The sequence below is a fragment of the Bacillus sp. S3 genome (genome assembly GCF_005154805.1).
GTDB lineage: Bacteria > Bacillota > Bacilli > Bacillales > Cytobacillaceae > Neobacillus.
On sequence record NZ_CP039727.1, the window covers coordinates 3,628,955 to 3,655,356 of the forward strand.

General features: G+C 41.7%; 29 protein-coding genes and 1 other annotated feature. Of the genes, 3 read left to right on the forward strand and 26 right to left on the reverse strand.

The annotated features are described in order from the left end of the window. Positions 1–37: 37 nt before the first annotated feature. Positions 38–2,302, reverse strand: coding sequence for a protein translocase subunit SecDF (secDF, locus tag FAY30_RS17665; protein ID WP_149871108.1), 2,265 nt, complete (start codon positions 2,300–2,302; stop codon positions 38–40). A 130-nt stretch (positions 2,303–2,432) separates the two neighbouring features. Beyond that, positions 2,433–2,729, reverse strand: coding sequence for a post-transcriptional regulator (locus FAY30_RS17670; protein ID WP_149871109.1), 297 nt, complete (start codon positions 2,727–2,729; stop codon positions 2,433–2,435). Positions 2,730–2,876: 147 nt separating this feature from the next. On the opposite strand from FAY30_RS17670, the gene spoVB reads away from it, so the two are divergent. Beyond that, positions 2,877–4,427, forward strand: coding sequence for a stage V sporulation protein B (gene spoVB, locus FAY30_RS17675; RefSeq protein WP_149871110.1), 1,551 nt, complete (start codon positions 2,877–2,879; stop codon positions 4,425–4,427). 43 nt (positions 4,428–4,470) lie between these two features. On the opposite strand, the gene FAY30_RS17680 is transcribed toward spoVB, so the two are convergent. Next, positions 4,471–5,130: a DUF421 domain-containing protein gene (locus FAY30_RS17680; protein WP_149871111.1), complete on the reverse strand. Its 660-nt coding sequence runs from the start codon at positions 5,128–5,130 to the stop codon at positions 4,471–4,473. A 264-nt stretch (positions 5,131–5,394) separates the two neighbouring features. On the opposite strand from FAY30_RS17680, the gene FAY30_RS17685 reads away from it, so the two are divergent. Further along, positions 5,395–5,757, forward strand: coding sequence for a TIGR04086 family membrane protein (locus tag FAY30_RS17685; RefSeq protein WP_149871112.1), 363 nt, complete (start codon positions 5,395–5,397; stop codon positions 5,755–5,757). Positions 5,758–5,795: 38 nt separating this feature from the next. Here the strand turns inward: FAY30_RS17685 and yajC are convergent, their stop codons facing one another. From yajC to safA, 9 genes are all read right to left on the reverse strand, one after another. Further along, a complete protein-coding gene (gene yajC / locus FAY30_RS17690) occupies positions 5,796–6,089 on the reverse strand; it encodes a preprotein translocase subunit YajC (RefSeq protein ID WP_149871113.1) in 294 nt (97 codons plus the stop codon). A gap of 30 nt (positions 6,090–6,119) precedes the next feature. Continuing rightward, positions 6,120–7,259: a tRNA guanosine(34) transglycosylase Tgt gene (tgt, locus tag FAY30_RS17695; protein WP_149871114.1), complete on the reverse strand. Its 1,140-nt coding sequence runs from the start codon at positions 7,257–7,259 to the stop codon at positions 6,120–6,122. A 46-nt stretch (positions 7,260–7,305) separates the two neighbouring features. Continuing rightward, positions 7,306–8,334: a tRNA preQ1(34) S-adenosylmethionine ribosyltransferase-isomerase QueA gene (queA, locus tag FAY30_RS17700; RefSeq protein WP_149871115.1), complete on the reverse strand. Its 1,029-nt coding sequence runs from the start codon at positions 8,332–8,334 to the stop codon at positions 7,306–7,308. Positions 8,335–8,372: 38 nt separating this feature from the next. Further along, positions 8,373–9,374: a Holliday junction branch migration DNA helicase RuvB gene (gene ruvB / locus FAY30_RS17705; protein WP_149871116.1), complete on the reverse strand. Its 1,002-nt coding sequence runs from the start codon at positions 9,372–9,374 to the stop codon at positions 8,373–8,375. Positions 9,375–9,387: 13 nt separating this feature from the next. Beyond that, positions 9,388–9,999 (reverse strand): Holliday junction branch migration protein RuvA, encoded by a 612-nt coding sequence (gene ruvA / locus FAY30_RS17710; protein ID WP_149871117.1) that lies wholly within the window; start codon positions 9,997–9,999, stop codon positions 9,388–9,390. Positions 10,000–10,152: 153 nt separating this feature from the next. Next, a complete protein-coding gene (locus tag FAY30_RS17715) occupies positions 10,153–10,707 on the reverse strand; it encodes an intercompartmental signaling factor BofC (protein ID WP_149871118.1) in 555 nt (184 codons plus the stop codon). A 133-nt stretch (positions 10,708–10,840) separates the two neighbouring features. Next, complete coding sequence (locus FAY30_RS17720) at positions 10,841–11,530, reverse strand: YhcN/YlaJ family sporulation lipoprotein (protein WP_149871119.1); 690 nt, start codon at positions 11,528–11,530, stop codon at positions 10,841–10,843. A gap of 136 nt (positions 11,531–11,666) precedes the next feature. Then, positions 11,667–12,656, reverse strand: coding sequence for an aminoglycoside phosphotransferase family protein (locus FAY30_RS17725; protein ID WP_149872761.1), 990 nt, complete (start codon positions 12,654–12,656; stop codon positions 11,667–11,669). Continuing rightward, positions 12,643–14,391 carry a SafA/ExsA family spore coat assembly protein gene (gene safA, locus FAY30_RS27945; RefSeq protein ID WP_149871120.1) on the reverse strand — a complete coding sequence of 583 codons (1,749 nt, stop codon included), beginning with the start codon at positions 14,389–14,391 and terminating at the stop codon, positions 12,643–12,645. The genes FAY30_RS17725 and safA overlap by 14 nt, the downstream gene beginning before the upstream one ends. 212 nt (positions 14,392–14,603) lie before the next feature. Here safA and FAY30_RS17735 point away from each other — a divergent pair, with 212 nt between their 5' ends. Beyond that, entirely contained in the window at positions 14,604–15,140 is a 537-nt protein-coding gene (locus tag FAY30_RS17735; RefSeq protein WP_149871121.1) for a transcription repressor NadR, read from the forward strand. Between the two features lie 26 nt (positions 15,141–15,166). Here FAY30_RS17735 and pheA read toward each other — a convergent pair whose 3' ends face one another. From pheA to mreC, 14 genes are all read right to left on the reverse strand, one after another. After that, positions 15,167–16,021 (reverse strand): prephenate dehydratase, encoded by an 855-nt coding sequence (gene pheA / locus FAY30_RS17740; RefSeq protein ID WP_149871122.1) that lies wholly within the window; start codon positions 16,019–16,021, stop codon positions 15,167–15,169. 123 nt (positions 16,022–16,144) lie between these two features. Next, positions 16,145–16,594: an ACT domain-containing protein gene (locus FAY30_RS17745; protein ID WP_149871123.1), complete on the reverse strand. Its 450-nt coding sequence runs from the start codon at positions 16,592–16,594 to the stop codon at positions 16,145–16,147. Between the two features lie 35 nt (positions 16,595–16,629). Continuing rightward, positions 16,630–17,919 (reverse strand): GTPase ObgE, encoded by a 1,290-nt coding sequence (gene obgE, locus FAY30_RS17750; RefSeq protein WP_149871124.1) that lies wholly within the window; start codon positions 17,917–17,919, stop codon positions 16,630–16,632. A 49-nt stretch (positions 17,920–17,968) separates the two neighbouring features. Further along, a complete protein-coding gene (locus FAY30_RS17755) occupies positions 17,969–18,496 on the reverse strand; it encodes a sporulation initiation phosphotransferase B (RefSeq protein ID WP_149871125.1) in 528 nt (175 codons plus the stop codon). Positions 18,497–18,699: 203 nt separating this feature from the next. Then, positions 18,700–18,990, reverse strand: a complete 291-nt coding sequence (rpmA, locus tag FAY30_RS17760) for a 50S ribosomal protein L27 (RefSeq protein ID WP_149871126.1) — start codon at positions 18,988–18,990, stop codon at positions 18,700–18,702. Continuing rightward, positions 18,991–19,335 (reverse strand): ribosomal-processing cysteine protease Prp, encoded by a 345-nt coding sequence (locus FAY30_RS17765; protein ID WP_149871127.1) that lies wholly within the window; start codon positions 19,333–19,335, stop codon positions 18,991–18,993. It abuts the gene before it with no gap. A 15-nt stretch (positions 19,336–19,350) separates the two neighbouring features. Then, positions 19,351–19,659: a 50S ribosomal protein L21 gene (gene rplU / locus FAY30_RS17770; protein WP_149871128.1), complete on the reverse strand. Its 309-nt coding sequence runs from the start codon at positions 19,657–19,659 to the stop codon at positions 19,351–19,353. A 13-nt stretch (positions 19,660–19,672) separates the two neighbouring features. Beyond that, positions 19,673–19,757, reverse strand: a sequence feature (ribosomal protein L21 leader region). 34 nt (positions 19,758–19,791) lie between these two features. Continuing rightward, complete coding sequence (locus tag FAY30_RS17775) at positions 19,792–21,252, reverse strand: Rne/Rng family ribonuclease (protein ID WP_149871129.1); 1,461 nt, start codon at positions 21,250–21,252, stop codon at positions 19,792–19,794. Positions 21,253–21,432: 180 nt separating this feature from the next. Then, complete coding sequence (locus FAY30_RS17780; RefSeq protein WP_149871130.1) at positions 21,433–22,299, reverse strand: M50 family metallopeptidase; 867 nt, start codon at positions 22,297–22,299, stop codon at positions 21,433–21,435. Continuing rightward, a complete protein-coding gene (locus tag FAY30_RS17785) occupies positions 22,292–23,080 on the reverse strand; it encodes a M23 family metallopeptidase (RefSeq protein ID WP_190284682.1) in 789 nt (262 codons plus the stop codon). Before FAY30_RS17785 ends, FAY30_RS17780 begins: the two co-directional genes overlap by 8 nt. A gap of 142 nt (positions 23,081–23,222) precedes the next feature. Further along, complete coding sequence (gene minD / locus FAY30_RS17790; protein ID WP_149871131.1) at positions 23,223–24,026, reverse strand: septum site-determining protein MinD; 804 nt, start codon at positions 24,024–24,026, stop codon at positions 23,223–23,225. 1 nt (position 24,027) lies between these two features. Then, positions 24,028–24,708 (reverse strand): septum site-determining protein MinC, encoded by a 681-nt coding sequence (gene minC / locus FAY30_RS17795; RefSeq protein WP_149871132.1) that lies wholly within the window; start codon positions 24,706–24,708, stop codon positions 24,028–24,030. A gap of 256 nt (positions 24,709–24,964) precedes the next feature. After that, positions 24,965–25,483, reverse strand: a complete 519-nt coding sequence (gene mreD, locus FAY30_RS17800) for a rod shape-determining protein MreD (RefSeq protein WP_149871133.1) — start codon at positions 25,481–25,483, stop codon at positions 24,965–24,967. Further along, positions 25,480–26,361: a rod shape-determining protein MreC gene (gene mreC, locus FAY30_RS17805; RefSeq protein WP_149871134.1), complete on the reverse strand. Its 882-nt coding sequence runs from the start codon at positions 26,359–26,361 to the stop codon at positions 25,480–25,482. The genes mreD and mreC overlap by 4 nt, the downstream gene beginning before the upstream one ends. Positions 26,362–26,402 lie beyond the last annotated feature (41 nt).

Genomic DNA, 26,402 nt, shown 5'->3' on the forward strand with positions numbered 1-26,402 from the left:
AAAAATAAAAGCCGCAGACGGTCTGCGGCTAAAAATTTTACACTTGTGGTTGATCAGAGTATTTTCTCTTTTCTTTCACTGTTTTAATGACGCCTTTCTTTTTAAGCTCTTTTGTCTTAAATACATACCAGAGTGGACCGGCAATACAAATGGATGAATAGACACCGACAAGTAATCCTACCAATAAGGCGATTGAGAAGTTGCGGATTGATTCACTGCCGAAAATAACGAGTGCCACTACTGTGATTAACACGGTTAAGACAGTATTGATAGAACGAGTCAGGGTTTGACGTGTACTTACATTCAATACTTCAGCAATATCTGCATTTGTTTTCAGGCGTTTTTTCTTTTGCATATTCTCACGCATCCGGTCAAAGGTAACAATGGTATCGTTGATTGAATAACCAACAACGGTTAACACGGCGGCGATAAAGGTTAAATCCACCTCAAGCCTCGTGATACTGAAGAATGCCACCATAAAAAACGCATCATGCAGCAAGGAAACAATTGCAGCAATGGCCATTGATAATTCAAATCGGAAACTCACATAAATAATAATCCCGACTGAGGCAATTAACAGCGCAATAAAGGCATTTTTCGCTAATTCCTTCCCAATAGTCGGAGAAACGGTGCTTACGTTTGGCTCGGATCCATATTCCTTGTTAAAGTCAGATTTCAGCTTAGCAATTTCATTTTTCGAGAGAACACCGACAAGACGGGCTGCTCCAATATTCTTCTTCTCACCGGAAATGACCACATCATCTGTTTTCAAATGATGCTTTTCAAATGAACTGTTTATTTTCTCAACGGTCAACGGAGAGTTTGATAAGATTTCAACACGCGTACCGCTGGTGAAATCAATTGCTAAATGTAAACGTAATACAAGAAGCACAACTAATCCGGCAGCAAGAAGAATTCCTGAAATCGTGAAAAATTTCTTTCTATGCTTGACAAAATCAAGCTTATCAAAACGGGTTGGCAGATCTAATGTATCCACATTTTCAGCAATGTCCCTGATATCGGACTGTTTGACCCCAAACCAGCTTGCTTTCTTTTTAAAGACTCCACTATGGACCCAAAGTCCTAATAATAGACGTGAACCATAAACGGCCGTTAAAAAGCTCATCAGGATACTGACAATTAACATTGTTGCAAACCCTTTAACAGAGCTTGTACCGTAGAAGAAAAGCACACCTGCAGTTAAGAGGGTGGTTAGGTTAGAGTCAAGAATCGATGTAAACGCATTTTTTTCACCCGCCTGGAAGGCTGCTTTAATCGATTTACCGACTTTAAGTTCTTCTCTAATCCGTTCATAAGTAATAATGTTTGCATCGACAGCCATCCCAATCCCGAGGATAATTGCGGCGATACCAGGCAAGGTCAGGACACCGTTCATCCAGTCGAATATTAATAGGACTAGATAAATATAAATGGATAATGTAACAGTGGCAATGAAGCCAGGAAAACGATAATAGAAAAGCATAAATAGGTAGATGATTGCGACACCGATGATTCCGGCCATTATCGTATCATTTAATGCTTGTTCACCAAATTTTGCTCCTACTGAAGTGGAGTATACTTCTTTCAGCTTTACAGGTAAAGAGCCGGCATTTAAAAGATTAGCTAAGGTACTAGCCTCTTGCGCTGTAAAACTTCCGACAATGGAAACTGTATTCTGGTTAAAGATTTGCCTTACAGTTGGAGCCGATAAAAATTTAGGATTCGGTTTTGTCACTTCAGTTTTAAAAGAGTCTTTTCCTTCTTCAAAATCAAGCCAGATAACAAGCACATTGTTTGGTGCCATGTTCATAATTTCTTCAGAAACTTTCCGGAACTTGTCCGCACTTTTTAATGTCAACGACACGCTTGGTGCACCATTTTCATCAAAAGTCTGCTTTGCTCCGCCCTGCTTTAAGTCTGACCCGTCCATCATTAAACGGTCATTCGCGTCCCTGAAAGTTAAATTTGCTTGTGTAGACAGCATCTCACGAGCTTTGTTCTGGTCCGTGACCCCTGCAAGCTGAACACGAATCCGATTCGTCCCTTCGATTTGGATGTTCGGTTCACTTACACCGAGGACGTTGATCCGCTTATCGAGGGCTTCAGCAGTACTTGCTAATACTTCTTTATCAATTTTTTGGCCCTTTTTCGCCGGCTTAACCTCGTATAAAACCTCAAATCCACCTTGAAGGTCCAAGCCAAGCTTAATATTGTTTAATATGTTCTTGGTTGTTGCCCCCATTGTGCTCCCTACAATTAGGACCACAAGAAAGAAAGCAATGATTCTACTGCGCTTTACCATTATGTATTGTTCCTCCTTAGTGCCTGTGCAAATGCACTGTTACAGACTAGCATTATCATAGAATAATTAAAAAGTCACTGCTTCCATTATGGAATAAGTAGGTATAGCTGTCAATTTGAAATAGGTGGGATTATTCCAATATCTTTTTCCATTCATCCTCATCCTCAAAGGAAAACTCGGCAGTTTTATAAGTTTCAATCGTCGCAAAGCTGATATAATCACTTACCTTAATTGAGAGAATTTCTTGAATCATTTCGTAAAGTCGTTTTTCTTCCTTCGCTTTTTTCCACTTTTTCTTTGTCAAGTACAACCAAAGTTCTTTTTCGGTAACTGAATCATACCCCAGTAAGCGAAATTCTTCGAGTTTGCTTGCTAACGCCGGTTGTACTTGGGAACGAAAATGATCATTATTATCGCTCTTATCCATTTTTAACTGCCTCCCTTGGGCTTTTTGCAACCCCCTCATTCATGCATCCTTTACAAAAAGCTGTTACTACTTGTCATGCTTTGTCCACTATCAGGCATATAGTTAATTGTAAATGAATTCTTCTTTTTTGAGAAGGTGGGAAACAGCATGTCGAAGTTTTTAAAGGGGACTTTTATCCTGTTAGCGGCCGGCTTCATTACACGCGTCCTTGGCTTTATTTATCGAATTGTCCTTGCACGCAGTATTGGTGAAGAGGGCGTCGGATTATATATGATGGCCTATCCTACGTTTATTCTAGTTGTAACCATCACGCAGTTGGGGCTGCCGGTTGCCATCTCTAAAAATATTGCCGAGGCGGAAGCAAGAAAGGATTATGCAGAAATAAAAAAAATCCTAGTTGTTTCCCTTGCCATTACAATCGGCTTATCGATCATTATCACACCGGCCTTACTCTTACTAGCACCAATCCTATCCACTACACTGTTTACCGATGATAGGACGTTATATCCGTTAATAGCTATTGCGCCTGCATTGCCGATTATCGCGATTTCATCGGTATTAAGAGGCTATTTTCAAGGGCGGCAAAACATGCGCCCATCAGCCATTTCGCAAATTTTAGAGCAAATTGTAAGAATAACCTTAATTGCTACTGCAACAAAGACATTTCTTCCATATGGAGTGGAATATGCGGCTGCGGCTGCCATGGCAGCCTCTGTTTTAGGCGAATTACTTTCGCTCATTTATCTATTAACTACTTTTAAATTAAAAAAGCGGTTTAGACTTAGAAAAAACTTCTTTCAATTTGTTCATAAAGGGAAGCGGACCTTCAAAGAATTAATGGAAATCGCTCTGCCAACAATGGGGAGCAGAATGATTGGTTCGGTTGCCTGGTTTTTTGAACCAATTGTTGTTGCCCACAGTCTGGCCATTGCCGGGGTCATTGCCGTCGAAGCAACAAAGCAATACGGTGCTCTAACCGGCTATGCAATGCCGCTGTTAATGCTGCCATCCTTTGTAACCTTTTCATTATCCACATCGCTTGTCCCTGCCATCAGTGAGGCAAACACAAACAACAATTATAAATTGATTGAATACCGCCTGCAACAAGCATTGCGATTCGTTTTTATAACGGGCGGACTGGCTGTTATTTTACTTTTTGTTTTGGCGGACCCGCTCATGCAGCTCATGTACGGCTCAACGAAGGGCGCTTATTTTATCCGTATCATGGCCCCATTCTTTTTGTTTTATTATTATCAACAGCCGCTGCAGGCTGTTTTACAAGCACTAAATCTTGCTAGAGCAGCAATGATTAATAGTCTTATTGGTGCTGTGGTCAAAACTGCTGTCATTTTTTTACTCGCTAGCCAGCCTTCTTTTGGAATTACTGGGGTAGCTCTCGGTATTGTCGTCGGCTTTGTACTTGTTACAATCCTCCACTTTGCAACGGTTTTGAAAAAAGTTTCTTTTTCGATATATATTCGCGACTATTTGAAAGGATTTCTAGTGATGGGAGTTTCAGGCTGGTTAGGTTATTGGATTTTCGAAAATATCCTGATCAATGGACATCTGGTCATTAGAGTATTAACTGCAGCATCAGCTATGGCCGTTTCCTATTTTCTCATGGTCGTTTTATTTCGCTTAATAAAAAAGGAGGAGCTAACTCGAATTCCGTGGATTGGAAACCTATTTTCATTTTAGTTTACAAAAACAAGACATGCCGGATCATTAGCATGCCTTGTTTTTATTCATCTTGCAAATCAATAAAAAACTTTCCATTTTCATAGCTGCAAAAGGAAATTCTCTTTACATCCCGATACCCCTTTTTCTTTAATTCCTGACGAAGCCATAGATTGGTTTTATTAATTTTCTTCAAATTTTCTTCCTCAATATCACCATCTAAAATTAACGGGATGGTGATATCTCCTTGCTTGCTTTTTTGTTTATTACTCTTTAGTTTTTCAATAACAGACAGGCTGCCGGAGGATTCTAATATGGCAAACTCCACATCAGCAATACTGCGAATATCCTTCTCTCTTAGCTGGGTCATTAAATCATCAAAATTGTAACGTTGTTTCCGCATCGCCTGCTCATCAATTTTCCCTCGATTAATAATAATACTTGGCTGTCCATCCACCATGTCCCGGAATTTTTTACTCTTTAGCGAAAGGAATGCAAGTGAGATCTGGATGAGCATTAATAGCACCATTGGTAAAATGGCATAAAATATATGGACATCAGGTTTTTCAATGGCAACGACTGCAAGTTCTCCAATCATAATAAAAACGACAAGATCAAGGATGCTTAGTTCCCCAATTTCCCTTTTTCCCATCAGGCGGAAAATAACGAGAATAAGTACATAAAATATTATGGTTCGAACTACAATCGTTATGTAATTTTCCACAACTGTCGCCCCTTTTTTAGCATTCAATCTTATTATTTCTTATCTACTTCAAATAATTAGAGGAATTAAATCCCATTATCCCTAGAACCAGTAAAAAGGACTGAAATAGTTATTCTACTTTTACCCCTTGATGAATACGCTTGTACTAGGAAAGAAACTTGTATTTATGGCCGGTCCAACAGAAAAATGTAAAAATACAGAATCGGCCTGATGCTGTGAAGGGGGAGAGTTCAAATCGAATCGAAAAGCTTTGGTACATCTATTTTGTACGGTTTAATTTTCATTTTTGCTTTTGCCGTAATATCCAGTCTTATTTTTGCCTTTATCCTTAGGTTTACTTCTGCCCGGGAAGGATCGCTTCAATATGTTATTACGGCATTATCATTCATTGCGCTATTTGGCGGCGGCTTTCTTTCCGGGGGGATGCGAAAAGAAAAAGGCTGGCTTATCGGCGGAATAACGGGGCTCATTTATTCAGTTGTTGTATTTTTGTTTCAATACCTTGGCTATGATCGTTTGTTTGACGCAGAGCAAGTAATCTATCATACCTGCTATACATTAATTGCTATGATGGGTGGAATTTTAGGGGTTAATATTGCGACGAATAACTCGCGGAGATCAGTATAGAAAAAGGAAGCCGGATTTCTACGGCTTCCTTTTCTCCACTATTTTGAAAGGCTTACGCCTTCACCTGCGCCAGCTTCAGTGACTTCACGAATGGCGTTGCGGTCATATGTAAGACGGCTTCCATCTCCACATTTAATCACAACTTTATTTTCATCGATTGAGTCGATAAAACCGTGTAATCCGCCAATGGTTACGATTTTATCCCCCTTTTTCAATTCGTTTTGCATTTGCGAAACCGCTTTTTGGCGTTTTTGCTGCGGGCGAATTAATAGGAAATAAAATAACACAAACATTAAAATCAATGGAACGATTGTACCAAGTCCTCCAGACATTTTCTTTTCCCTCCTTTCAAAAATTATCTATTAGAAATTTTTCGCGTTCGGTTTATTAAAACCATAACGTTCAAAAAACTCTTCACGGAAATCACCAAGCCGGTCTTCCATAATGGCTTGTCTGACTTTCTCCATTAATCTTAACAGAAAATAGAGATTATGGTAAGACGTTAATCGAATTCCAAAGGTCTCATCACATTTAATTAAGTGACGAATATAGGCACGGCTATAATTTCGGCATGTATAGCAGTCGCACTCTGGATCAAGCGGACCAAAATCTCTTGCATATTGTGCGTTCTTTACTACGAGGCGTCCACTGCTTGTCATTAACGTACCATTACGGGCTATTCGCGTTGGCAGCACACAGTCAAACATGTCAATTCCGCGAATCGAGCCGTCAATTAACGAATCCGGCGAGCCTACCCCCATAAGGTAGCGGGGTTTATTGGTCGGCAATAGCGGTGTCGTGAATTCCAGCACTCGATTCATCACGTCTTTTGGTTCGCCAACCGATAATCCACCTACAGCATATCCAGGGAAATCCAGAGATGTTAAGTCTTTTGCACTTTGTTTACGGAGTTCCTCATATTCTCCCCCCTGGACAATTCCGAAAAGGCCCTGGTCTTCCGGACGCTGGTGCGCGTTCAGGCAGCGCTCAGCCCATCTTGATGTCCGTTCGACTGATTTCTTCATATATTCAAAAGTAGCCGGATACGGAGGACATTCATCAAAGGCCATCATAATATCAGAACCAAGGGCATTCTGAATCTCCATCGCCTTTTCCGGGGATAAAAATAATTTTTCACCACTCATATGATTACGGAAATGAACCCCTTCCTCTTCAATTTTCCGAAATTCACTTAGACTGAAAACCTGGAAGCCTCCGGAATCGGTTAAAATCGCTCGATCCCAGTTCATAAATTTATGAAGTCCGCCTGCTTCTTTAATGATCTCATGCCCCGGGCGAAGCCACAAATGATACGTATTGCTTAAAATAATCCCGGCACCCATTTCTTTTAAATCTTCCGGCGACATCGTTTTCACGGTTGCCAGTGTTCCAACCGGCATGAAGGCAGGTGTATCAAAAGATCCGTGCGGGGTATGGACCCTGCCAAGCCTTGCCCCGGTCTGCTTACATGTTTTAATTAATTCATAGCGAATCGCAGTCAAATTGTTGTCTCCTTCCATATGTAAACCTTTATTGCATTTCCACAGCCTAAATGATCAACATCGCATCGCCAAAGCTAAAGAAGCGATAGTGCTCCGCTACAGCTGTATTATAGGCATGTAAAATAGGTTCTCTTCCAGCCAAGGCACTGACAAGCATGATTAAAGTTGATTTTGGCAAATGGAAATTAGTAATCATGCCATCGATCGCTTTAAATTCATATCCCGGATAGATAAAAATACTTGTCCAGCCGCTGCCCACGGTGAACTGCCCATCATTCTGGGAGGCAATGGTCTCTAGTGTTCTCGTTGAAGTGGTTCCAACAGTAATGATTCGACCGCCCTTACCTCTAACTTCATTCAAGAGGTTGGCCGTTTCTTCCGTAACGGTATAAAACTCGGAGTGCATATCATGCTCCAGCACATCATCGACACTTACCGGCCGGAACGTGCCAAGCCCGACATGGAGTGTGATAAAGGCAATATGGACGCCCATTCCTCTTATTTCTTCCAATAACGGTTCCGTAAAATGAAGCCCTGCTGTAGGGGCTGCAGCAGATCCAGGTTCGCGGGCATAAACAGTCTGATAGCGATCCCGGTCATCCAGCTGCTCTTTTATGTAAGGTGGCAATGGCATTTCCCCTAGTTGGTCAAGCACCTCATAAAATATGCCATTATAATGAAAATCCAATACTCTGCCGCCATGGTCTGATGTTCCGGTACAAACCGCAGTAAGAAGACCGTCGCCAAATTCAATTTGGGTCCCTTCTTTAACCCGTTTTGCCGGTTTCACAAGTGTTTCCCATTTGTCGCCTTCCAGCTGTTTTAACAGAAGAACCTCGATTTTGGCACCTGTATCGTTTTTCACACCAAAAAGGCGTGCGGGCAATACCTTTGTATCATTTAAGACAAGGCAATCCCCTGCACGCAAATACTTGGTAATATCTTTAAATATTTCATGCTTTATATTGCCCGTTTGTTTATCTAACACCATTAATCGGCTGTCAGTTCTTGTTTTTAACGGGACTTGCGCAATTAATTCTTCTGGCAAATGAAAATCAAACAAATCTACTTTCATAATATGACATCCTAATCTGTATTAAAATCTTAATTTATTCACGTGGCGGGTATCTCCATGCCAAAATGCTGGTAGACAGCCGCTGTTACGACCCTGCCTCGTGGTGTTCTTTGGAGGAAACCGATTTGCAATAAATACGGTTCATAGACATCTTCAATCGTTTCCGCCTCTTCACCAATCGACGCGGCAATCGTATCTAAGCCTACGGGTCCACCGCGAAATTTCTCAATAATTCCTTTTAATAATTTATGATCGATATGATCAAGTCCCAAACTGTCGACCTGCAGCAGTTCAAGGGCTTCTCTTGCAAGAGCAAGGTTAATTGTACCATTTCCCTTTACTTGTGCAAAATCTCTTACCCTGCGGAGAAGTCGATTCGCGATTCTAGGGGTTCCCCTTGCTCTCCTGGCAATTTCAGCTGCTGATGGTTCGTCAATTTCCGTATCAAACAACTCCGCTGTTCGTATGACAATATTTTTCAGCTGATTCTCTTTATAATACTCGAGCCGGCTTAAAACACCAAATCGATCCCGTAATGGAGCTGATAAAGATCCAGCTCTTGTGGTGGCACCCACAAGTGTAAATGGAGGAAGGTCAAGGCGGACTGACCTGGCACTTGGACCTTTGCCAATGACGATATCAAGGCAAAAATCTTCCATCGCCGGGTACAGCACCTCTTCAATCGTCCTCGGGAGCCTGTGGATTTCATCAATAAAAAGTACGTCTCCGGGCTCAAGTGCGGTTAGTATGGCGGCTAAATCGCCTGGCCTTTCAATTGCCGGACCTGAAGTCGTCCGAATATTGACGTCCATTTCATTGGCGATAATGATAGCAAGGGTCGTTTTCCCTAATCCAGGTGGTCCGTAAAGGAGCACGTGATCTAAGGTTTCCTTTCGAAGCTTTGCGGCCTTAATGAAAATATCAAGGTTTTCCTTCACTTGAGTCTGGCCAATATATTGCTTTAATGTCTGTGGCCGAAGGCTTTGTTCCATACTAATTTCGCTTTCGTTTACTTCACTTGAAATGATCCGCTCTTCCATGAAACTTCACCACCTATTTTAAAAGCCGCTTTAGTGCATTCTTAATGTATTGATCGGTTGTCAGCTGTTCTTTTCTTAGCTCAGGTGAAATCTTTTTAATTTCTTTTTCTGAATAGCCAAGGGCTTTCAGGGCAAGAATGGCCTCGTCAAAAGCCAAATCACTTGCTTGTGTTTGCGGTGGAAATTGATCGGCATTGAACAGGTTCGGGAAGTAATCTGGGACAATATCCTGCAATTTTCCCTTTAAGTCAAGTATCATTTGCCGGGCTGTTTTTTTCCCGACTCCCGGAAATTTAATAAGGAAACTTTCATCCTCATTTTCAATCGCCGTAACCACCTGCTGTACCTCACCAGAAGCAAGGATCGCAAGGGCCCCTTTTGGACCGATGCCCGATACATTTAATAGTTTTGTAAATAGTTTTTTCTCTTCTCTTGTTTCAAAACCATAAAGGGCCATAATATCTTCGCGTACGTAATGAAAGGTATAGACCGTTATCATTGTTTCCATTTTTATGGCATAAATAAACGGATTAGGTGTTGCAATTTGGTAGCCAATTCCATTATTTTCTATGACAATATATTCCGGTCCGACAAAATTGACGGTTCCTTTTATAAATTCATACAATCCTATTCTCTCCCTAGTTGAACTCACTGAAGTGAATTCATGCTGTCTTACATTTTAACATAACTATAGATAGGAGTTGAAGAAAATCATATTGTCTAAAAAATCAAAAAAAACAGGCTGATTTGGTTTAATCAGTCTGTCTTGGCAATGTTTCTATTCTTCTTTTACGGAATAAGGCTTAAACGTCTCTAGAACCTCTACATAATGGTCCTTCGATTTTATCGGAATCCCTTGATACAACTCTTCTTGTATTTTACTCTCAAGCTTCTTAATATCTATTTGAAAAAATGATTGAATGATTCGTGACTGACCTGGTCTACCATTAAAAATGGTCAATATTCCTTCCTCAGTAACACCAAAAAATCCATTAGCTTTTAATAGCGGTGATATATCATCCACTTGTTTTCGAAATACATACGACGAATCATCAATGTCGGTTAGCTGCCACTGGTCATATTTTGCCCAAAAATTTTCCATTGACCAGCATGTTTCATTTACAACCTCCTGACTTATTTCCCCATCAAGATAGATTCTTTCTAAAATAACCGTAATGTTTAGCGGCTGCTGATCTGGCTGTGTTTGATGATGATCCGGTTGTGCAGCAAAGCCGGTCGGTACCATCCTAGGAACACTACAAATAAACATGAAGAGAATAACAGTAACTGCGGCAAACGCAACCCGATATCTTGCTATCCCATTGACCCTCATGTTCCTCACCTCTTATTAGTTAAAAATTGAACAATCTCTTCAGTCCTAGTTTAGCCTTTTTTTGCCTTTAATATCCTTTTTAGAAAATGAATTTAAAAAGGGACAAAGCTTATGTGCTTCATCCCTTTGATAACTATCTTCCACCCTTGTTGCGCTGAATATCATTATGAATGTTGCGGTCGCGTCCAAGTGTTCCCTCATCGGTAATGACAGTTACCGGACGCCCCATCGTGTATGGTTTCACCGCATTTTTAATTGCTCTTTTTGTAGCTGCTGTTTTATCGTTGTCATGTAACTTTACCGATACAATAACTGTATTTCCATACGCTACAGACCTTACATCCCGAACATTATCGATCGCGGCTACTTTGTTTCTAATTTTATTGGAGAAATTATCCTGGAAGTCCGGATTTGTTGCAACCCCGGTGTTTCCCATATTAGTACTTAAATGACCGTGATAATTCATATCGCTTGTACTAAAACGATTATCACGCTGGAAAAAGTTTCGATCTTTTTTGGCTAACGGGGTTGTTGGATTTTTCGGATGTCCATTTTCATCTTTTGTTTGCAGCTGTCTTCTTTTTTGCTCGTTAACCGCAAGATCTTCTTCCCCTAAAGTGTGGTCCATCATATCAGTTATAGCACCATCGTTATCCCTTACTAACGTGTTAGTATTATTTGGGTGGTTTTCATTGGAATAATATCCTATCGGCCGAACAGGATTATTTTCATTCACACCTGCACGATTTTGATCACTTGCACATCCCGCCGCACCTATCAGTAAGAAGGCGGAAAGAGGAATCATCCACTGTTTCTTGTTCAAGCGAAAAACCCCCTCGAAACTTGTCTGAGCATATTGACATGCTCATTAATAGGGTGCTGTTTTCAAGGGGATTTCATTCGCCAGACTTCTTTGGAACAAATGACCAACCTGCCATGAGCAAAAAGTTATCCAAAAATCATTTCACTATTTCCTGTAAACGGTCAACGAATTTTTTCCTTGTGTAAAATTGGCTGATGGATAAATCCATCACCTGCCTGAGTTTTACAGGATCAGTATACAATTTCTCACGAATCAAGCGGTTCCATTCACGAAAAATATCGGCAGGATAAGCTAATGCGTATAAAAAGGCCTCATCACGCAGGTATTTTTGTAATTGCGGGAAACTTCCAAGCTTATCAAATGACCAATCGATATAGGGCAGAATCCGATTGGCATATTGTAAATAATCCAGTGCTGGCGGGCCGACACTGATTAAATCAAAATCAATGAGATGTAACCTTCCGTTCTTATCGCGTATAAAATTATGATGAGCGACATCCCCATGAAGGATGACATAAGGCTCCTTTTGAAAATAGCTGCGATGCTTTTCCATTCCAATTAGCGCCCAATTGCCCCATGCTGCTATTTCTGAGAGAAATGGGTCATTCATAAAATATTTTAGAAAGGAAAAATTATTTAAAAAAAGCTGGAGCCTCTCCGTCCATTTTTCCAGCAAGTGACCTTTCGGGATTATTCTCCGATAGCGGCTCTCAAACGCCGCTGTAGTCTGGTGAAATTGTTCTAGAAGTTCAATCCCTTCTAGCCTATTTTTTTGTGTTTGATAGGTGAAAGCCGTTTTATTTGGGTTAATATACTCGATACATCCAAAATATTTCCCATCAATAAAAAGCTGTTCTTTCGCGGGGGGCACTAGAAATAAATACGTTTTATGAAAGCCTTCTTTTCTAAGTGTCGCTGTAAAGGCTTCTTGTAGCCTAAGTCTGCTGTTTGTATTATACCCTTTTAAAATGTAAGTATGTTTATCGGTTTTTACTAAAAAGACAGATTTTCGAATCGGTACAAACTGAATAATTTTTTCGAAAAATTGCGACTGAAAATAAGAGAGGAGACGATCAAAATTATCATCGTCCCCTGTATTGTTTATTGACGTATTAATTGCTTTCATCTCGGTACCCTGGCATACCGTACGGATTTGTTCCAACGGGGCCCATTCCATAAGGATTCATATATGGCGGCTGGGCAACATTGACAGGTCCCGTATAGGGTGCACTGTAAATTGGCGGTGTCGGCGGGACAAAGTTTGTCGGCAAAGCATTCGGAGCAGCTGCTGCCGGCTGCATGGTCCCCATTACAGGTGCAGGTCCACAGCCGCAATCTTCCATGCCACCTGTTCCTACAGGCAGCCCCTGGGATGGATACCCTTGCATAAATGGCATTTGACTGCCTAAAGCAGGTGCAGCCATGTCTGATGATTCAAAACCATGGACACCCATAACTTGCGGTACTGGACCGCCCATTTGTGGATATCCGTAAGGCATTTGACCCGACGGTTCCATACCGTAAGGACTTGCCATTCCCGGAGCTCCATACATCGATCCAGGCATTACTTGTGCAGTTTGTGCGAATTCTCCCGGATTTTGTGCTGGAAAGCCACCGGTTGCCGGACCTGTCAGCGGGTATCCTGCAGGGGCACCTGTTTGATACCCTGTTGGATAACCCGCTGGCATTTCTCCATAGCCCATTGGCATTTGGCCATAGCCGCCTGGCATTTCTCCATAGCCCGTCGGCATTTGGCCGTAACCCGCTGGCATCTGACCGGATCCTGTTGGCATTTCTCCGTAGCCCATTGGCACTTGACCATAACCTGCTGGCATTTGACCGGATCCTGCTGGCATTTCTCCGTAGCCCATTGGCACTTGACCATATCCCGCTGGCATTTCTCCGTAGCCTCCTGGCATTTGACCATATGCGGCCGGATCCATCATCTGCGGCGGATACCCTGGGTTTTGGGCACCCATCACCCCCCCTGGATTGTATGCCGGGTTCACTACAGGCATTTGCGGCATAAAGGATGACGATTCATCATGGTAAAATTGCCCTGGCATGACTGAGGCACCGGCCACAGCTGGTGCAGCGCCTGGAATCCCATGAATCATTCCCTGGGGCGGCGCCATTGCCATTCCTTGGACTTGTGGATACGGCATTGGCATCATTGGCGGCGGAAATCCTCCCCCAAACGGCGGACAAAAGCCCGGCCCTGGCATGACAGGTGTGCAAGGGACACAATATTCTTGCATTGGCACTTCAATTGGAGCTTCTTGTACCGGAACAGGAATTTCCTTCTTCGGAACTTCCTTTACTTCAGGAAGAATATTTGCTGGTTTCGGCGGCAGATTTGGCTGTACAGTCATGTTGGACATGTTTGACATATAATAATTGTTAATATCAATTTCCGGGACTACTTGTAGAGGCATTTTAGGAGTGTAGGGTACTTTTGGCGCTTCTTTGATGATTGGCTGTTCTTTGGCAATTGGCACTTCTTTTTTAGGTACTTCCTTAATTGGTACTTCCTTAATTGGTACTTCCTTAATTGGTACTTCCTTGATTGGCATTTCCTTGATTGGTGCTGGTATAGGCTTCTCTTTGGCAAACGGATGCTCAGCAATCGGCATTTCTTTCTTTGTTCCTAAATTGATTGTTTTTTCCGGTTTATGTGCCCCCATTGGTGCTTCTTTTTTTATATTTCCACCAGTGGTTGGGACTTTTATTTTCATACCGGGCATAATCATATCAGGGTTGCTGAGCTGTGAATTCATCTTTTTCAGCTCTTCAAAATTCACGCCGTACTTCTTGGCGATCTTCCAAAGAGTATCCCCTTTCTGTACGATATGGATCTTCACTCTGATTTCCCTCCTATGGCATAAGTCCATATAGTGTATGTGATAATGGGCAAAGTGCTAACATTCTTCAGAAAAACTTATGCTATTTTTATGAAGAATATGTTTGTCATAACGGAAATTACCTTCTGGATGGAGCTGGGGGAAAGTTTTATTTTTCACGTCAGTATGGTAAAATTGGCTATTATGCCTACTGTGAGGAGCGTTTTTTACATATGGAACAGAAAAAGATTCTTGGGGAAGATAGGAGAAAGTTTATTTTACAATTGTTAAAAGATAGCAGTCTCCCTATTACCGGCAGCGAATTAGCTGAGCAAACCAATGTCAGCAGACAAGTAATTGTCGGGGATATTACGCTTTTAAAGGCAAAAAATGAACCGATTATTGCCACTAGCCAAGGGTATATCTATTTAAAACAGAACTCCAGCCTGCCTGTTTTTGAAAGAACTGTTGCCTGCAGGCACACCCCACAAGATACCGAAATGGAACTAAATTTATTGGTAGATCACGGTGTGTTAGTGAAAGATGTAAAAATTGAACATGCGGTGTACGGCGATTTAACTGCATCGATAATGGTTTCTAACCGCCAGGAAGTAAAGCAATTCTTAAAGAGACTGCAAACGACCAAGGCCTCATTATTATCTGAGTTAACCGGCGGCTTCCATCTGCACACCATTTCAGCCTCCAATGAAAAGCAGCTTGATAAAGCTGAAGCCGCCTTGAAGGCGGAAGGAATATTATTAGAATCATGAAAAGACCCGGAGAACCGGGTCTTTTTTTAATCAAGCTCTACTATGATAGAAGGGTAACTTCCTAAAACCTTTACACCGCAGCCTAATGCTTCAAGTTCCGCAATTGCTCCGGGAATCAATACTTCATCAAGCTTCATTTCAATATCAATAATGAAAAAATAATTGCCAATCCCTGTTTTCATCGGCCTGGATTCGATTTTTGACATGTTTAACTTTCTCCAGGCAAAGGCAGATAACACCTGATGGAGGGCTCCGGCCTGATCCGACGGCAGGGTAACCATAAGCGTGGTTTTGTAATGAGATGAACCGCTTATCGACTCAAAATCCAAGTTCTGTTCTGATAGAACGAAAAAGCTTGTATGATTATAATCAAAATCATGAATATTTTTCTGGACGATGGCCAAACCGTACTCCTTTGCTGCTAATTCATTGGCAATCGCAGCTGACTTCAATTCGGGCTGCTCCATTACCAGCTTTGCTGCTGCCGCAGTAGAGGTCACACTCTCGATGGGCACGCCGCTAAAATGGGTATGGAGGAACTTATGGCATTGGGCAATGGCATGTGAATGGCTGTATACCACGCCCGCCTTCCGCCATGTTTCCTTATTTGCAGGATGAACCATCAAATGCTGTTTAATTGGCAGTGTTATCTCACCCACAATTGGAATTTGAACAACATGGGTCAAATAATCCAGGGTAATATTTACTGAGCCTTCTAGGGCATTCTCAACCGGAACCACGGCCAAATCTACTTTTTTAGCGACAAGGGCATCCATACTTTCAGGGATGGTGCGATACGGCTCAAGTTCGTATCCCTGAAAAATATTTTTCACTGCCATTTCTGTAAATGTTGCTTTTGGTCCTAAAAAGCCTACTTTCATTGTTTCCCCACTCCTTGTATAAATGAGCAAGCGCTTGTTCAGCACTAAAACTTCTTTTTCAAAATTTTTCGTCTTATTCTTTTAAAAAGAAAGCTGAGCACGGCCCAGCAGACAAAAAGTCCGCTATGCACCCGTACCCAGCACGTCAACCTTCTCGACAAATTCTAATTTTCGTAAGTTTGCGAGTAAATCATCGAGCTCTGTTGTCATACTCGATGTATGCAATGATAATGTTACATTTGCCCTGCCTTGCAGCGGGATGGTTTGGTGTATCGTTAAGACGTTACAGCCAGATGCAGCAACGACACTTAACAATTTTGACAATGTCCCGGAGCGATCTTCCAAGTGAAAGAAGAGTGAAATAATTTTCTCCTTCTGAATGGTCGAAAAAGGAAAGACTGTGTCCCTGTATTTATAATAGGCACTTCTGCTCAAATCAACCTTTTGAACAGCATCTGCAATCGATTCTGCCTTGCCTCTTTCAAGCATGTCCTTCACATCGATTGTTTTTTTCATCGCTTCGGGCAAAACATCCTCACGGACCAAATAATATTTTTTATCAAAATTAGCCATATCCCTCTACCTCGTTCTCTTACAAAAAAAACTATCTACTCTATAAACTCAAATTCGAATTCCAACAATTTCACGATATCCCCGTCTTTTGCCCCGCGCTGTCTCAAAGCATCATCGACACCAAGTCCACGTAACTGGCGGGAGAAACGGCGAACAGATTCTTCACGGGAAAAGTCTGTCATTTTAAATAATCTTTCGAGTTTTTCACCTGAAAGGACAAATGAGCCATCCGGGTCTCTTGTGATCGTGAAGTTTTCAGGATCTGCCTCATGTTTATATAATACACGATTAACACTTGATTCTTCTTCTTCATGCTCAAGCGGGAACTCCGGTGTTTCCTCTAACTTATCAGCTACAGCGAATAATAACTCTCGCAGCCCTTTACGAGAAACAGCGGAAATAGGGAAGATTGGATAATCCTCTTCAAGCTGCTCTTTAAACTTTTTCAGATTTTCTTCTGCTTCCGGCATATCCATTTTATTAGCGACAATGACTTGCGGGCGCTCGGTCAAACGAAGATTATACTCTTTTAATTCACGATTAATCGTCAAATAATCTTCATATGGGTCCCTGCCTTCAGTCGCTGCCATATCAATTACATGGACGATTACCCTTGTCCGTTCAATATGCCGTAAAAATTGATGACCCAGGCCGACACCTTCACTAGCCCCTTCAATTAGTCCCGGCAAATCGGCCATGACAAAGCTTCTGCCGTCTTCTGTTTCCACCATCCCAAGATTCGGAACAATCGTGGTAAAATGGTATTCCGCAATTTTTGGCTTTGCAGCGGATACAACCGATAATAATGTAGATTTTCCTACGCTAGGGAAACCGACAAGTCCAACATCAGCTAACAGTTTTAATTCAAGAACTACATCGCGCTCTTGACCTGGCTCGCCATTCTCAGCGATTTCCGGTGCCGGATTTGACGGTGTGGCAAAGCGCGTATTTCCCCGGCCGCCGCGGCCGCCTTTGGCAATAACAGCCTGCTGCCCGTGCTCAACTAAATCGGCAATAACCTCATTCGTTTCCGCATCCATAACAACCGTTCCAGGCGGCACCTTGACAATCATATCCTTAGAGCCTCTGCCATGCTGGCCCTTGGACATGCCATGCTCACCACGATCTGCTTTAAAATGGCGCTTATAACGGAAATCCATTAACGTCCTTAGTCCTTCGTTCACCTCAAAAACGACACTGGCTCCCTTCCCGCCGTCACCGCCGGCAGGGCCGCCATTCGGAACATATTTTTCTCGGCGAAACGCGACCATCCCGTTACCGCCGTCTCCGCCTTTTACATAAATTTTGACCTGATCGACAAACATTTAATTCCTCCAGTTTTGCACATGTATTCATATCAAACCATAAAAGGTTTCATCTTGGCATAAAAACTTCAAGTGCAAGTTCATTTTCAGTAAATTCCTTGACCACTACATTCACAGTTGGGTCGGTAAGGAATTGTTCAATGAGTTCCCGTTTTATTATTATCCCGCTAAAATCAAAAAAGAAACGAACACCATTTGATTGCGGTTCAATTGTAATCGATAAATGATTTTCTTGAAATTGCTCTATTGACTGATTTAAACATAAAAAAAAGGAATTTGTCCAATTTGTCATGCCAGCGTCATCAACTTTTATTGATTCTGAATCGTGAAGTACCTCATATTCCAATTTAAAAGAAGGATTCTCCCAATTGGATTTTAATAACAAAGCAGCTAACAATGGCATCTGTAAATTAGAAAGCTTTGTTTCATGCTGCGTTTCAATGACAATTTCATCAATGACTGCTTTTGCCCGGTCGATGCGATTTAAATCCAAGTTCCCCTTTATTAGCTGGAGTTTATTTAACCAATCATGTCGTGAGTGCCGCAGCACTTCGACGATATCCCATTCTTTCCCCATACGTACACTCCCACATTAATTGTTGGATCCTGTTTCTGATAGTATATCAAAAAAACAAACATGAGTAAGCATTTTTATATTCGAGGAGAAAAGAAGCTTTTACGAAGTAGGTTTCCTGAAGTGTTTAGTTTAGTTGGAAGATGTACTTTCGTTAGCAAAAAGAAAACTCTAACCAAACAGGTTAGAGTTTTCATGAATGACAATTAAGCTTCTTGAGCTGCTGGATATACGCTCACTTTTTTACGGTCACGACCTAAACGTTCGAATTTTACAACGCCGTCGATCTTTGCAAAAAGAGTGTCATCTCCGCCGCGGCCTACGTTTTCACCTGGATAAATCTTTGTACCGCGTTGACGGTAAAGGATTGAACCACCAGTTACAAACTGACCGTCTGCACGCTTCGCACCAAGGCGCTTTGCGATGGAGTCACGTCCGTTCTTTGTAGAACCTACTCCCTTTTTAGAAGCAAAAAACTGAAGATCTAATCTTAACATTTATTCCACCTCCCACTTTTTGAAGGTAATCTTTATGTGCTTTCCGTACTCTGCTTCAATTCCCTGCAATGAAACGATCATTGCTTCCAGTAGTAATTGTACTTTTTCCCTAGCGGCATCTGAAAGATTTTCAGGAAACACACACTCGAGGAATCCGCCATTACCTTGAACAACCTCTGCTTTAACGCCGATTAAGACCTCAATCGCATTAACTGTTCCGAAAGAAACTGCCGAAGCTCCCGCACAAACAATATCCTTGCCATGCTTAGCAAACTGGGCATGCCCGCTCATTGTAAATGAATGAATCATTCCGGAGTCAGTACGATAAATCGTAATTCCAATCATCTATTTTCCAACACCTTACGCGTTGATTTTTTCGATGACTACTTTTGTGTAAGGTTGACGATGACCTTGTTTCTTACGGTTGTTTTTCTTCGCTTTGTACTTGAAAACAACGATTTTCTTCGCACGGCCTTGTTTTTCAACTTTAGCTGTAACAGTAGCGCCTGCAACAACAGGGCTTCCAACTTTTACAGTTTCACCGCCAACGAAAAGAACCTTGTCAAAAGTAACTGATTCACCAGCTTCAACATCTAATTTTTCAATGTAGATTGCTTGGCCTTCTTCGACTTTAAGTTGTTTACCGCCAGTTTCGATAATTGCGTACATGAACTGCACCTCCTTATAAACTCAGACTCGCCATCCCCAGGCGTCCCCGCAAATTTTGCAGAAATCTTATTACCTGTTCTGTGCGGTTGTAGCACGGGTGCTACAAACATAACATTAGAATACTAACATAATTTAATGAAAAGTGTCAATAGCTTTTAGGGAGATATCCCGTTCATCGCCAAATTGTTTTATGATGTAATACGGCTTGGGTGCTTGCTGGATTAAAAAGTATAGTTTTAAATGAAGCAATTCTTCTAATGCCTGTCTATGGACCTCATTTTCGCCTAGAAGGGTTGCTTTTACCTCTTCGGTTGTCTCAATAAGAATGGCTTCAAAATCAGCATGACGGTGCTCTAGAAGCTCTCGCTCAAGTCTGAATGCAGTGGTTTCGGTGCTAAGGATCCGTCCCGTGCCATCGCAGACAGAACATTTTACTTGTAGTGCCTCCGAGATGGTAACTTTAGTCCTTTTTCTAGTCAGCTGCAGAATTCCGAGCGGTGTGAAGCCGATGATTTTTGTTCTTTTTTCATCTCTGGTTAATTCAGTTTCGACAGTATCAAGAATAGCCAGCTTGTCCTGCTCGCGCTTCATATCAATAAAGTCAATCAGGACAATCCCGCCGATATCACGGAGTTTTAGCTGTCTGATAATTTCCTTTGCAGCTAGTTGATTGGTTTTGAGAACGGTATCCAGATAATCGGACTTACCGGAAAATTTCCCTGTATTTACATCAATAATCGTCAAGGCTTCTGTTTGATCAAAAATGAGATAGGCACCGTGATCGAGCCAGACAATCCGTTTTAGGGCCTTATCAATTTCATGCTCCACCTGATTTGCTGAAAAAATGTTTTCTTTCCCGTTGTAATAGGTGTACGTCAGGTTGGCGTTGTACTGCTCAAGCATCTTTTTGATGGCTACATCATCGACAATCACTTCTCCTGCTTTCATTTTTTTTATTTGGGCCAGGATCATTTCGATAAAAGTATCTTTTTGAAAAACCAGTCCCGGCTTCTTCGGGGTTGTCTGGACGAGTTCTTGGTATTGTTGTCTTAATGTTTGCAGCTCTTCTTGGATTTCTTCGTCTGTAGAAGAGATGATAGAGGTGCGAAAAATAATCCCCTCTTCCTCCGTTGTGAGGCGGCTGCCGAGGCGCCGAAGTGCAGCTTGTCTGGATTCATTAGCAATTTTTTTTGAAACTGCTACATACCGCCCTTTAGGCATGTAAATAAGCTGATTTCCTTCCATTTCAATAATTCCTGTTACTTTTGGCCCCTTCGTGCCGGTGGCATCCTTGTCCACCTGAACGAACATTTTTTCTCCTTGGTGAACGAAGGAAGTAACATTTTTATGTTTTTCGGAAGCAAGTACGTATGATGGGAGGCTGTCACGGTGCAAATAGGCGTTTTTTTCTTCACCTATGTCGATAAAAACAGCATTCATCCCCGGTAATACCTTTGTCACCGTCCCAAAATAAATATTACCGACCAGAGAGCGATGTTCTGGTCGGTCAAATACAATCTGTTCTATGCGATTATTTCTCAAATAAGCAAATCGCTTCTCTCGTGCATTGTAATTGATAATTAAAGTTTCCAAACCTAGCGTCCTCGCTTTTCATATATACATGTATTATACCCTTTTTTACGGCTGTGTTAAACTTGGCTGTTGATTTCCGCTCCAGGCACTTCGCTTTCCGCGGGCGTGACGGGGAGCCTCCTCGTCGCTTCGCTCCAATCAACAGTTTAAAAAAATCAACAATGACCTTTAACACAGCCTTTAATATAAAAAGAGAAGGTCGCTGATTTTATCGGTTAGCCGCTTTTCCGTAAAGTAAGCGTGCAGGAGCTCGTTCTCATCCAATGTGCCTGTTTCCTTGCCGCCAGCTTCAACGATAATTGGATGCTTGCAGCCGCGTTGAAATTTTTCTAACACATGAATGAGTAAATCCTGTTCATTAGCCTGGATCGGCTTCAATGCCTGAAGACTAGATTTTTTCCCGTAATAGCGCTCTAATAAAAATCTCATAAAGATAAAGCGCCGCTGCTTCCATTCATGATAGAGCGAGAAAAATAAGAAAGCAATCACAACCCATACGTTAATATTAGAGGGTGCAGCCAGCAAAATGATGATTGAAAACAAGAAGAGGCTGAAAAACGAAATCATTAATGTCAAACGATGGGCACTCGGAAAAGAACTTTTTAATGATAGCAGTAAAAAGACCAGTTTTCCGCCATCCAGCGGCCAAACGGGAAAAAGGTTGAAGATAAAAATCATGACATTATAGCTGATAAATAATTGATATAAGTCCTCGGGGATTACCTGCAGCGAAAATAAGACATACGCGACCGCGACCATCCACACATGCTGGAGCGGCCCGGCGAGCACGACAATCGTTTCTTCCTTTAACGGACGATTGCCGTGTTCATCCATTTCAGCCACTCCGCCAAACGGAAGAAGAGTAATTTTTTTTATTCGCCATGAAAAAAAAGAAGCCGCAGCAGCATGCCCCATTTCATGGATAAAAATAATCGCGAGCAGCAGAGAGACTTCCAGGAAATACCCGGTAGCAATCGATAAAGCAATCACAATCCACAGCAAAGGATGGATCTGAACATGCCGAAGTAAAGTAATAGCTCTATTCAAAGCGAATCACCTGAATCGGATCGATAAATGCATCGTCTTTTTTTATTGCAAAGTAATACTTACCTTTAGTCTTATCTTCACCTGTTGATGCGGAAACCGTGCCAACGACCGTTCTTTTATCAATATGATCATATTTATTGACCTTAACTTCCTCTAAATTGCCATACCAGGTTTGCGATCCATCGCTATGCTGGACAATGACCGTTTTGCCTGAGTCGTCTTTGATCCCCGCAAAAGTTACGAACCCATCGTCAATCGATTGAACAGCGGCACCTTTTGTCGTTTCAATCATGATACCCTGACCATTTTTCTCAAAGTTTTCAAGGATTTTCCCCATCGCCGGAACGGAAAAGTTCTCCTCTTTGACCACTGCCTTTTTTCCGGCTTGATCGTCTTCTGAAAATGGCAGCAAGGCTAATGGTTTACCGAACTTGTCTTCATACCAGTTTGAAACAGTGGCAAACTGAAAATCCTTGTCCATTTGCTTTGAAACAAAGTCCCTTACTGGCTCAAAAGTTGATGCCTGATTGCGAAATAATATGGCAACCACTAAAAATAGGAGGACTGACGCCAAAATTTTAAAAAAGAACACTTCCTTTTTAAATAATGGATGCACCTCATCCCCACTGCCGTTATCTGTTGGGCCAATAAAATTGTAACCGTACTTTTCATCATCACCAGGCCAAGCCACTTGGCGATCCGGTGTTTTGGTTGTTGATCCCTGCTCTTTTTTCCTCTTGGCGATTCGCCGCCGTATTTCTTCCGGTGTAGACCGCGCCATACCCATCAACCCTTTTCCCGCTGTTTTGTACAAGTTTATGAAAGAGAATGGCAGAGTATGACTTCACACACAGCTTATCCAAAATTTTATTGTGACTGAATAAAAATAGCCTGTCCACTTTTACGCGGCCAGGCCAAATCTATTAACGTACTCCAAAAAACTTCTTTATTTTTGTAAAGACGCCTTTGTTTGCTTCTTCAAGCGGCTGAAGCGGGATAGATTCCCCAAGGATCCTGCGTGCAATATTGCGGTAGGCAATAGACGCCCGGCTGTTTGGATTCATGGCAATCGGTTCCCCATGGTTAGAGGCTTTAATCACCTCTTCATCGTCAGCAACAATACCAATAAGATCTATCGATAAATGCTGGGTGATTTCATCAATATCAAGCATATCGCCGCTCTTCATCATATGATTGCGGATCCGGTTGACTACTAATTTAGGCGCTTCCATATTTCGTTGTTTCTCAATCAGGCCGATAATCCGGTCAGCGTCTCTTACAGCCGAGACCTCTGGTGTTGTAACGATAATCGCCCTATCTGCCCCAGCCAAAGCATTCTGAAAGCCCTGTTCAATACCTGCGGGGCAATCAATAATAATATAATCATAGTCTTGCTTTAATTCGTTAATTAGATCCTTCATCTGTTCTGGCTTAACGGCTGATTTATCAACTGTTTGTGCTGCTGGCAGCAAATATAATAACCCGTCAAAGCGTTTGTCCTTGACCAATGCCTGATGGGTTTTGCACCGCTTTTCCACTACATCGACAAGATCATAAATGATTCTATTTTCGAGTCCCATAACGACATCCAAGTTTCGAAGACCGATGTCCGTATCTACTAAGCATACTTTTTTACCTTGAAGGGCCAGAGACGTGCCAATATTAGCAGAAGTCGTGGTTTTCCCTACTCCGCCCTTACCGGATGTAATTACTATTGCTTCTCCCACCTTAATGTCCCCCTTCGAACCTGTTTAAATTAGGCCGTAATTGAATTAAAACTTGTAATCTATCAACAATGATCTGCCGGTTCTCATCTATGTATGCGCATTCCATTTCCCGCTTCTCATTGTTTTGGCTGTGATCCGGCGCACGATTGATCGCATCACTAATCTTAAGCTGGGTTGGTTTCATGCTGGATGCCGCGATGACTGCATCCTCATTGCCAAAGCAGCCCGCATGCGCCACTCCTTTTAATGAACCCATGATAAAGATATTGCCCCCGGCAGCAACTTTTCCACCGGGATTCACATCTCCTATTAAGAGTAAATCACCGGGGACCTTCAGCACTTGACCAGAACGAACAATGCTAGAAACGGTTACGACCTCGTTTTCAGCCTTTAGCCGGTCTGCTTCTTCCCTTGTAATAACATCCGATTCAATTTCATCCACCACTAAATTTTTCTTTTGGCGAATTAAGTTCTTCAGTTCTTCCCGCTGCCCTTCGGTTAAATACCGATTACCGACATTTACTTTCACAGAGATTAAGTTGCGCTCCTCCTGTGACCTGGAGTTGGCGGAAAGCTTTTGATCAAGTTCCTTTTTCAGTTCCTCAAATGAACATATATCATCAAGATGAAGGACAAGCCCTTCCTTCGTACCTTTTATTGTAACATTTTGCCGTTTTTTCATGGAGAAATTTCACCTCATAATTAAAAAAAGCCATTTTGGAACAAGCAATTTTTCGCTTAAGAAACTTGCTTGCCGTCAACCCTATTCCGAATCAAAGTACTGACATCTAAACTTAAATTCGACATGAACAGTCCATTCTCCTTTTTTTAGCCGATAAGAAAGTTTTACTTTCTTATCAGGCATAAGTGCAACTACGCCTCTGCCTTCGCCTAACGGCAAGTTTTCTTTAAGAAAGAAAACTAGAGACTTCTAGAATTCATTCCGATCTTTGTGCTTCGGCATGCTTTTCAAAAAGTCTCTTAAAAGGATATCCCGCAATGACAAGAAAGATGGCATTTAAGATTAGGGTCGGATAAAAACGCAAATTGATAAAGCTCTTAAAATCGAGGTTGGTTACATGGATTAAATGATCCATTTCGTAAACCCCCACTTCTAATAAGGCGATGCCAAAAAGCGATACAAGGAAGGCAATCAAAAAATTAGTCTGCATAATATGCATGATTTTTGAAATAAGATAACAAACGAATGGATAAAGAAATAAATAGATCCCTATAATTTCGATATAGACAATATCAAACAATAGTCCAAAAATAGCTCCATAAATAATTCCCTGCTTCTTTCCAACATAAATGGTCAGAAATAAAAGAGCAGCAAATAGAAAATGGGGAGCAATAATTCGGTTCCGCCCAAACATCTCCGCCGGTGAATATTGAACAAAAAGACTTTCTAAAATAAATAAAAAGAGAAATAAAAGAGGAAGAAGGAATTTTTTCACGATTCCTCCTCCTTCCCATCTGTCTTTTCGGCTGCATCTACCGGTATCATATCTGTTTTTGTGATGAGCACATTTTTGATATCATAAAAATCTGCTCCGGGCTTCACAAGGGCTGTCAGATTCAAACCATACTGATCCTGCTTCACTTCAACGACCTTTCCAATCAATAACCCTTCCGGAAAAATCCCGCCTAATCCGGAGGTGGTGACAATCTGGTCTTTTTCGATTTTCGCTCCTGAAGGGATGGCCTTAACCATAAGCAATTTTTTCTCTTTATCATAACCTTCAACAAGTCCATACACCTTGGTTTCGCCCTGGATGATGGCGGAAATCCGGTTTTTCGGATCCATGGAGCTCAACAGCTGTACGCTTGAACTGAATTGGGTGACATTTTTTACTTTTCCAATCAGGCCGCTTGCTGTAACAACAGCCATATTTTTCTTCACACCTGCTAATTTACCTTTGTCGATAATAATCATTTCATGCCAACGATCAGGGTTTCTGCCAATAACAGTAGCTGGAAGTGGTTCAAAATCTCTCAGGGTCTTTTCCTCACCAAGAACATCACGCAATTCTTTATTTTCTTTATTCAACACTTGAACCTGGGCTTCAAGGCTGGCAAGATTTTCGATGCGTGACTTTAATTCCTTATTCTCTTCATATGTATTGGTTAAGTCCTGGAGATTTTCAAAAAAGCCGGCAACATAGTTGGTAGGCTTTGAAACCAGGGATTGAACCCAGCCAGTTGTATCTTTGACAAATTGCTCCGGCCAGGACAGTTTACTTCTCTCCCTTAAAGAAAACCCAATCAATGCCACGAGAACAATAATGCTGACAAGCAAAATAATCAGTCGTTTATTCAAAAAGAACTGTGGCATGATTATACACCTCTATTTTTCTAAAATCTTTTACATTCAAA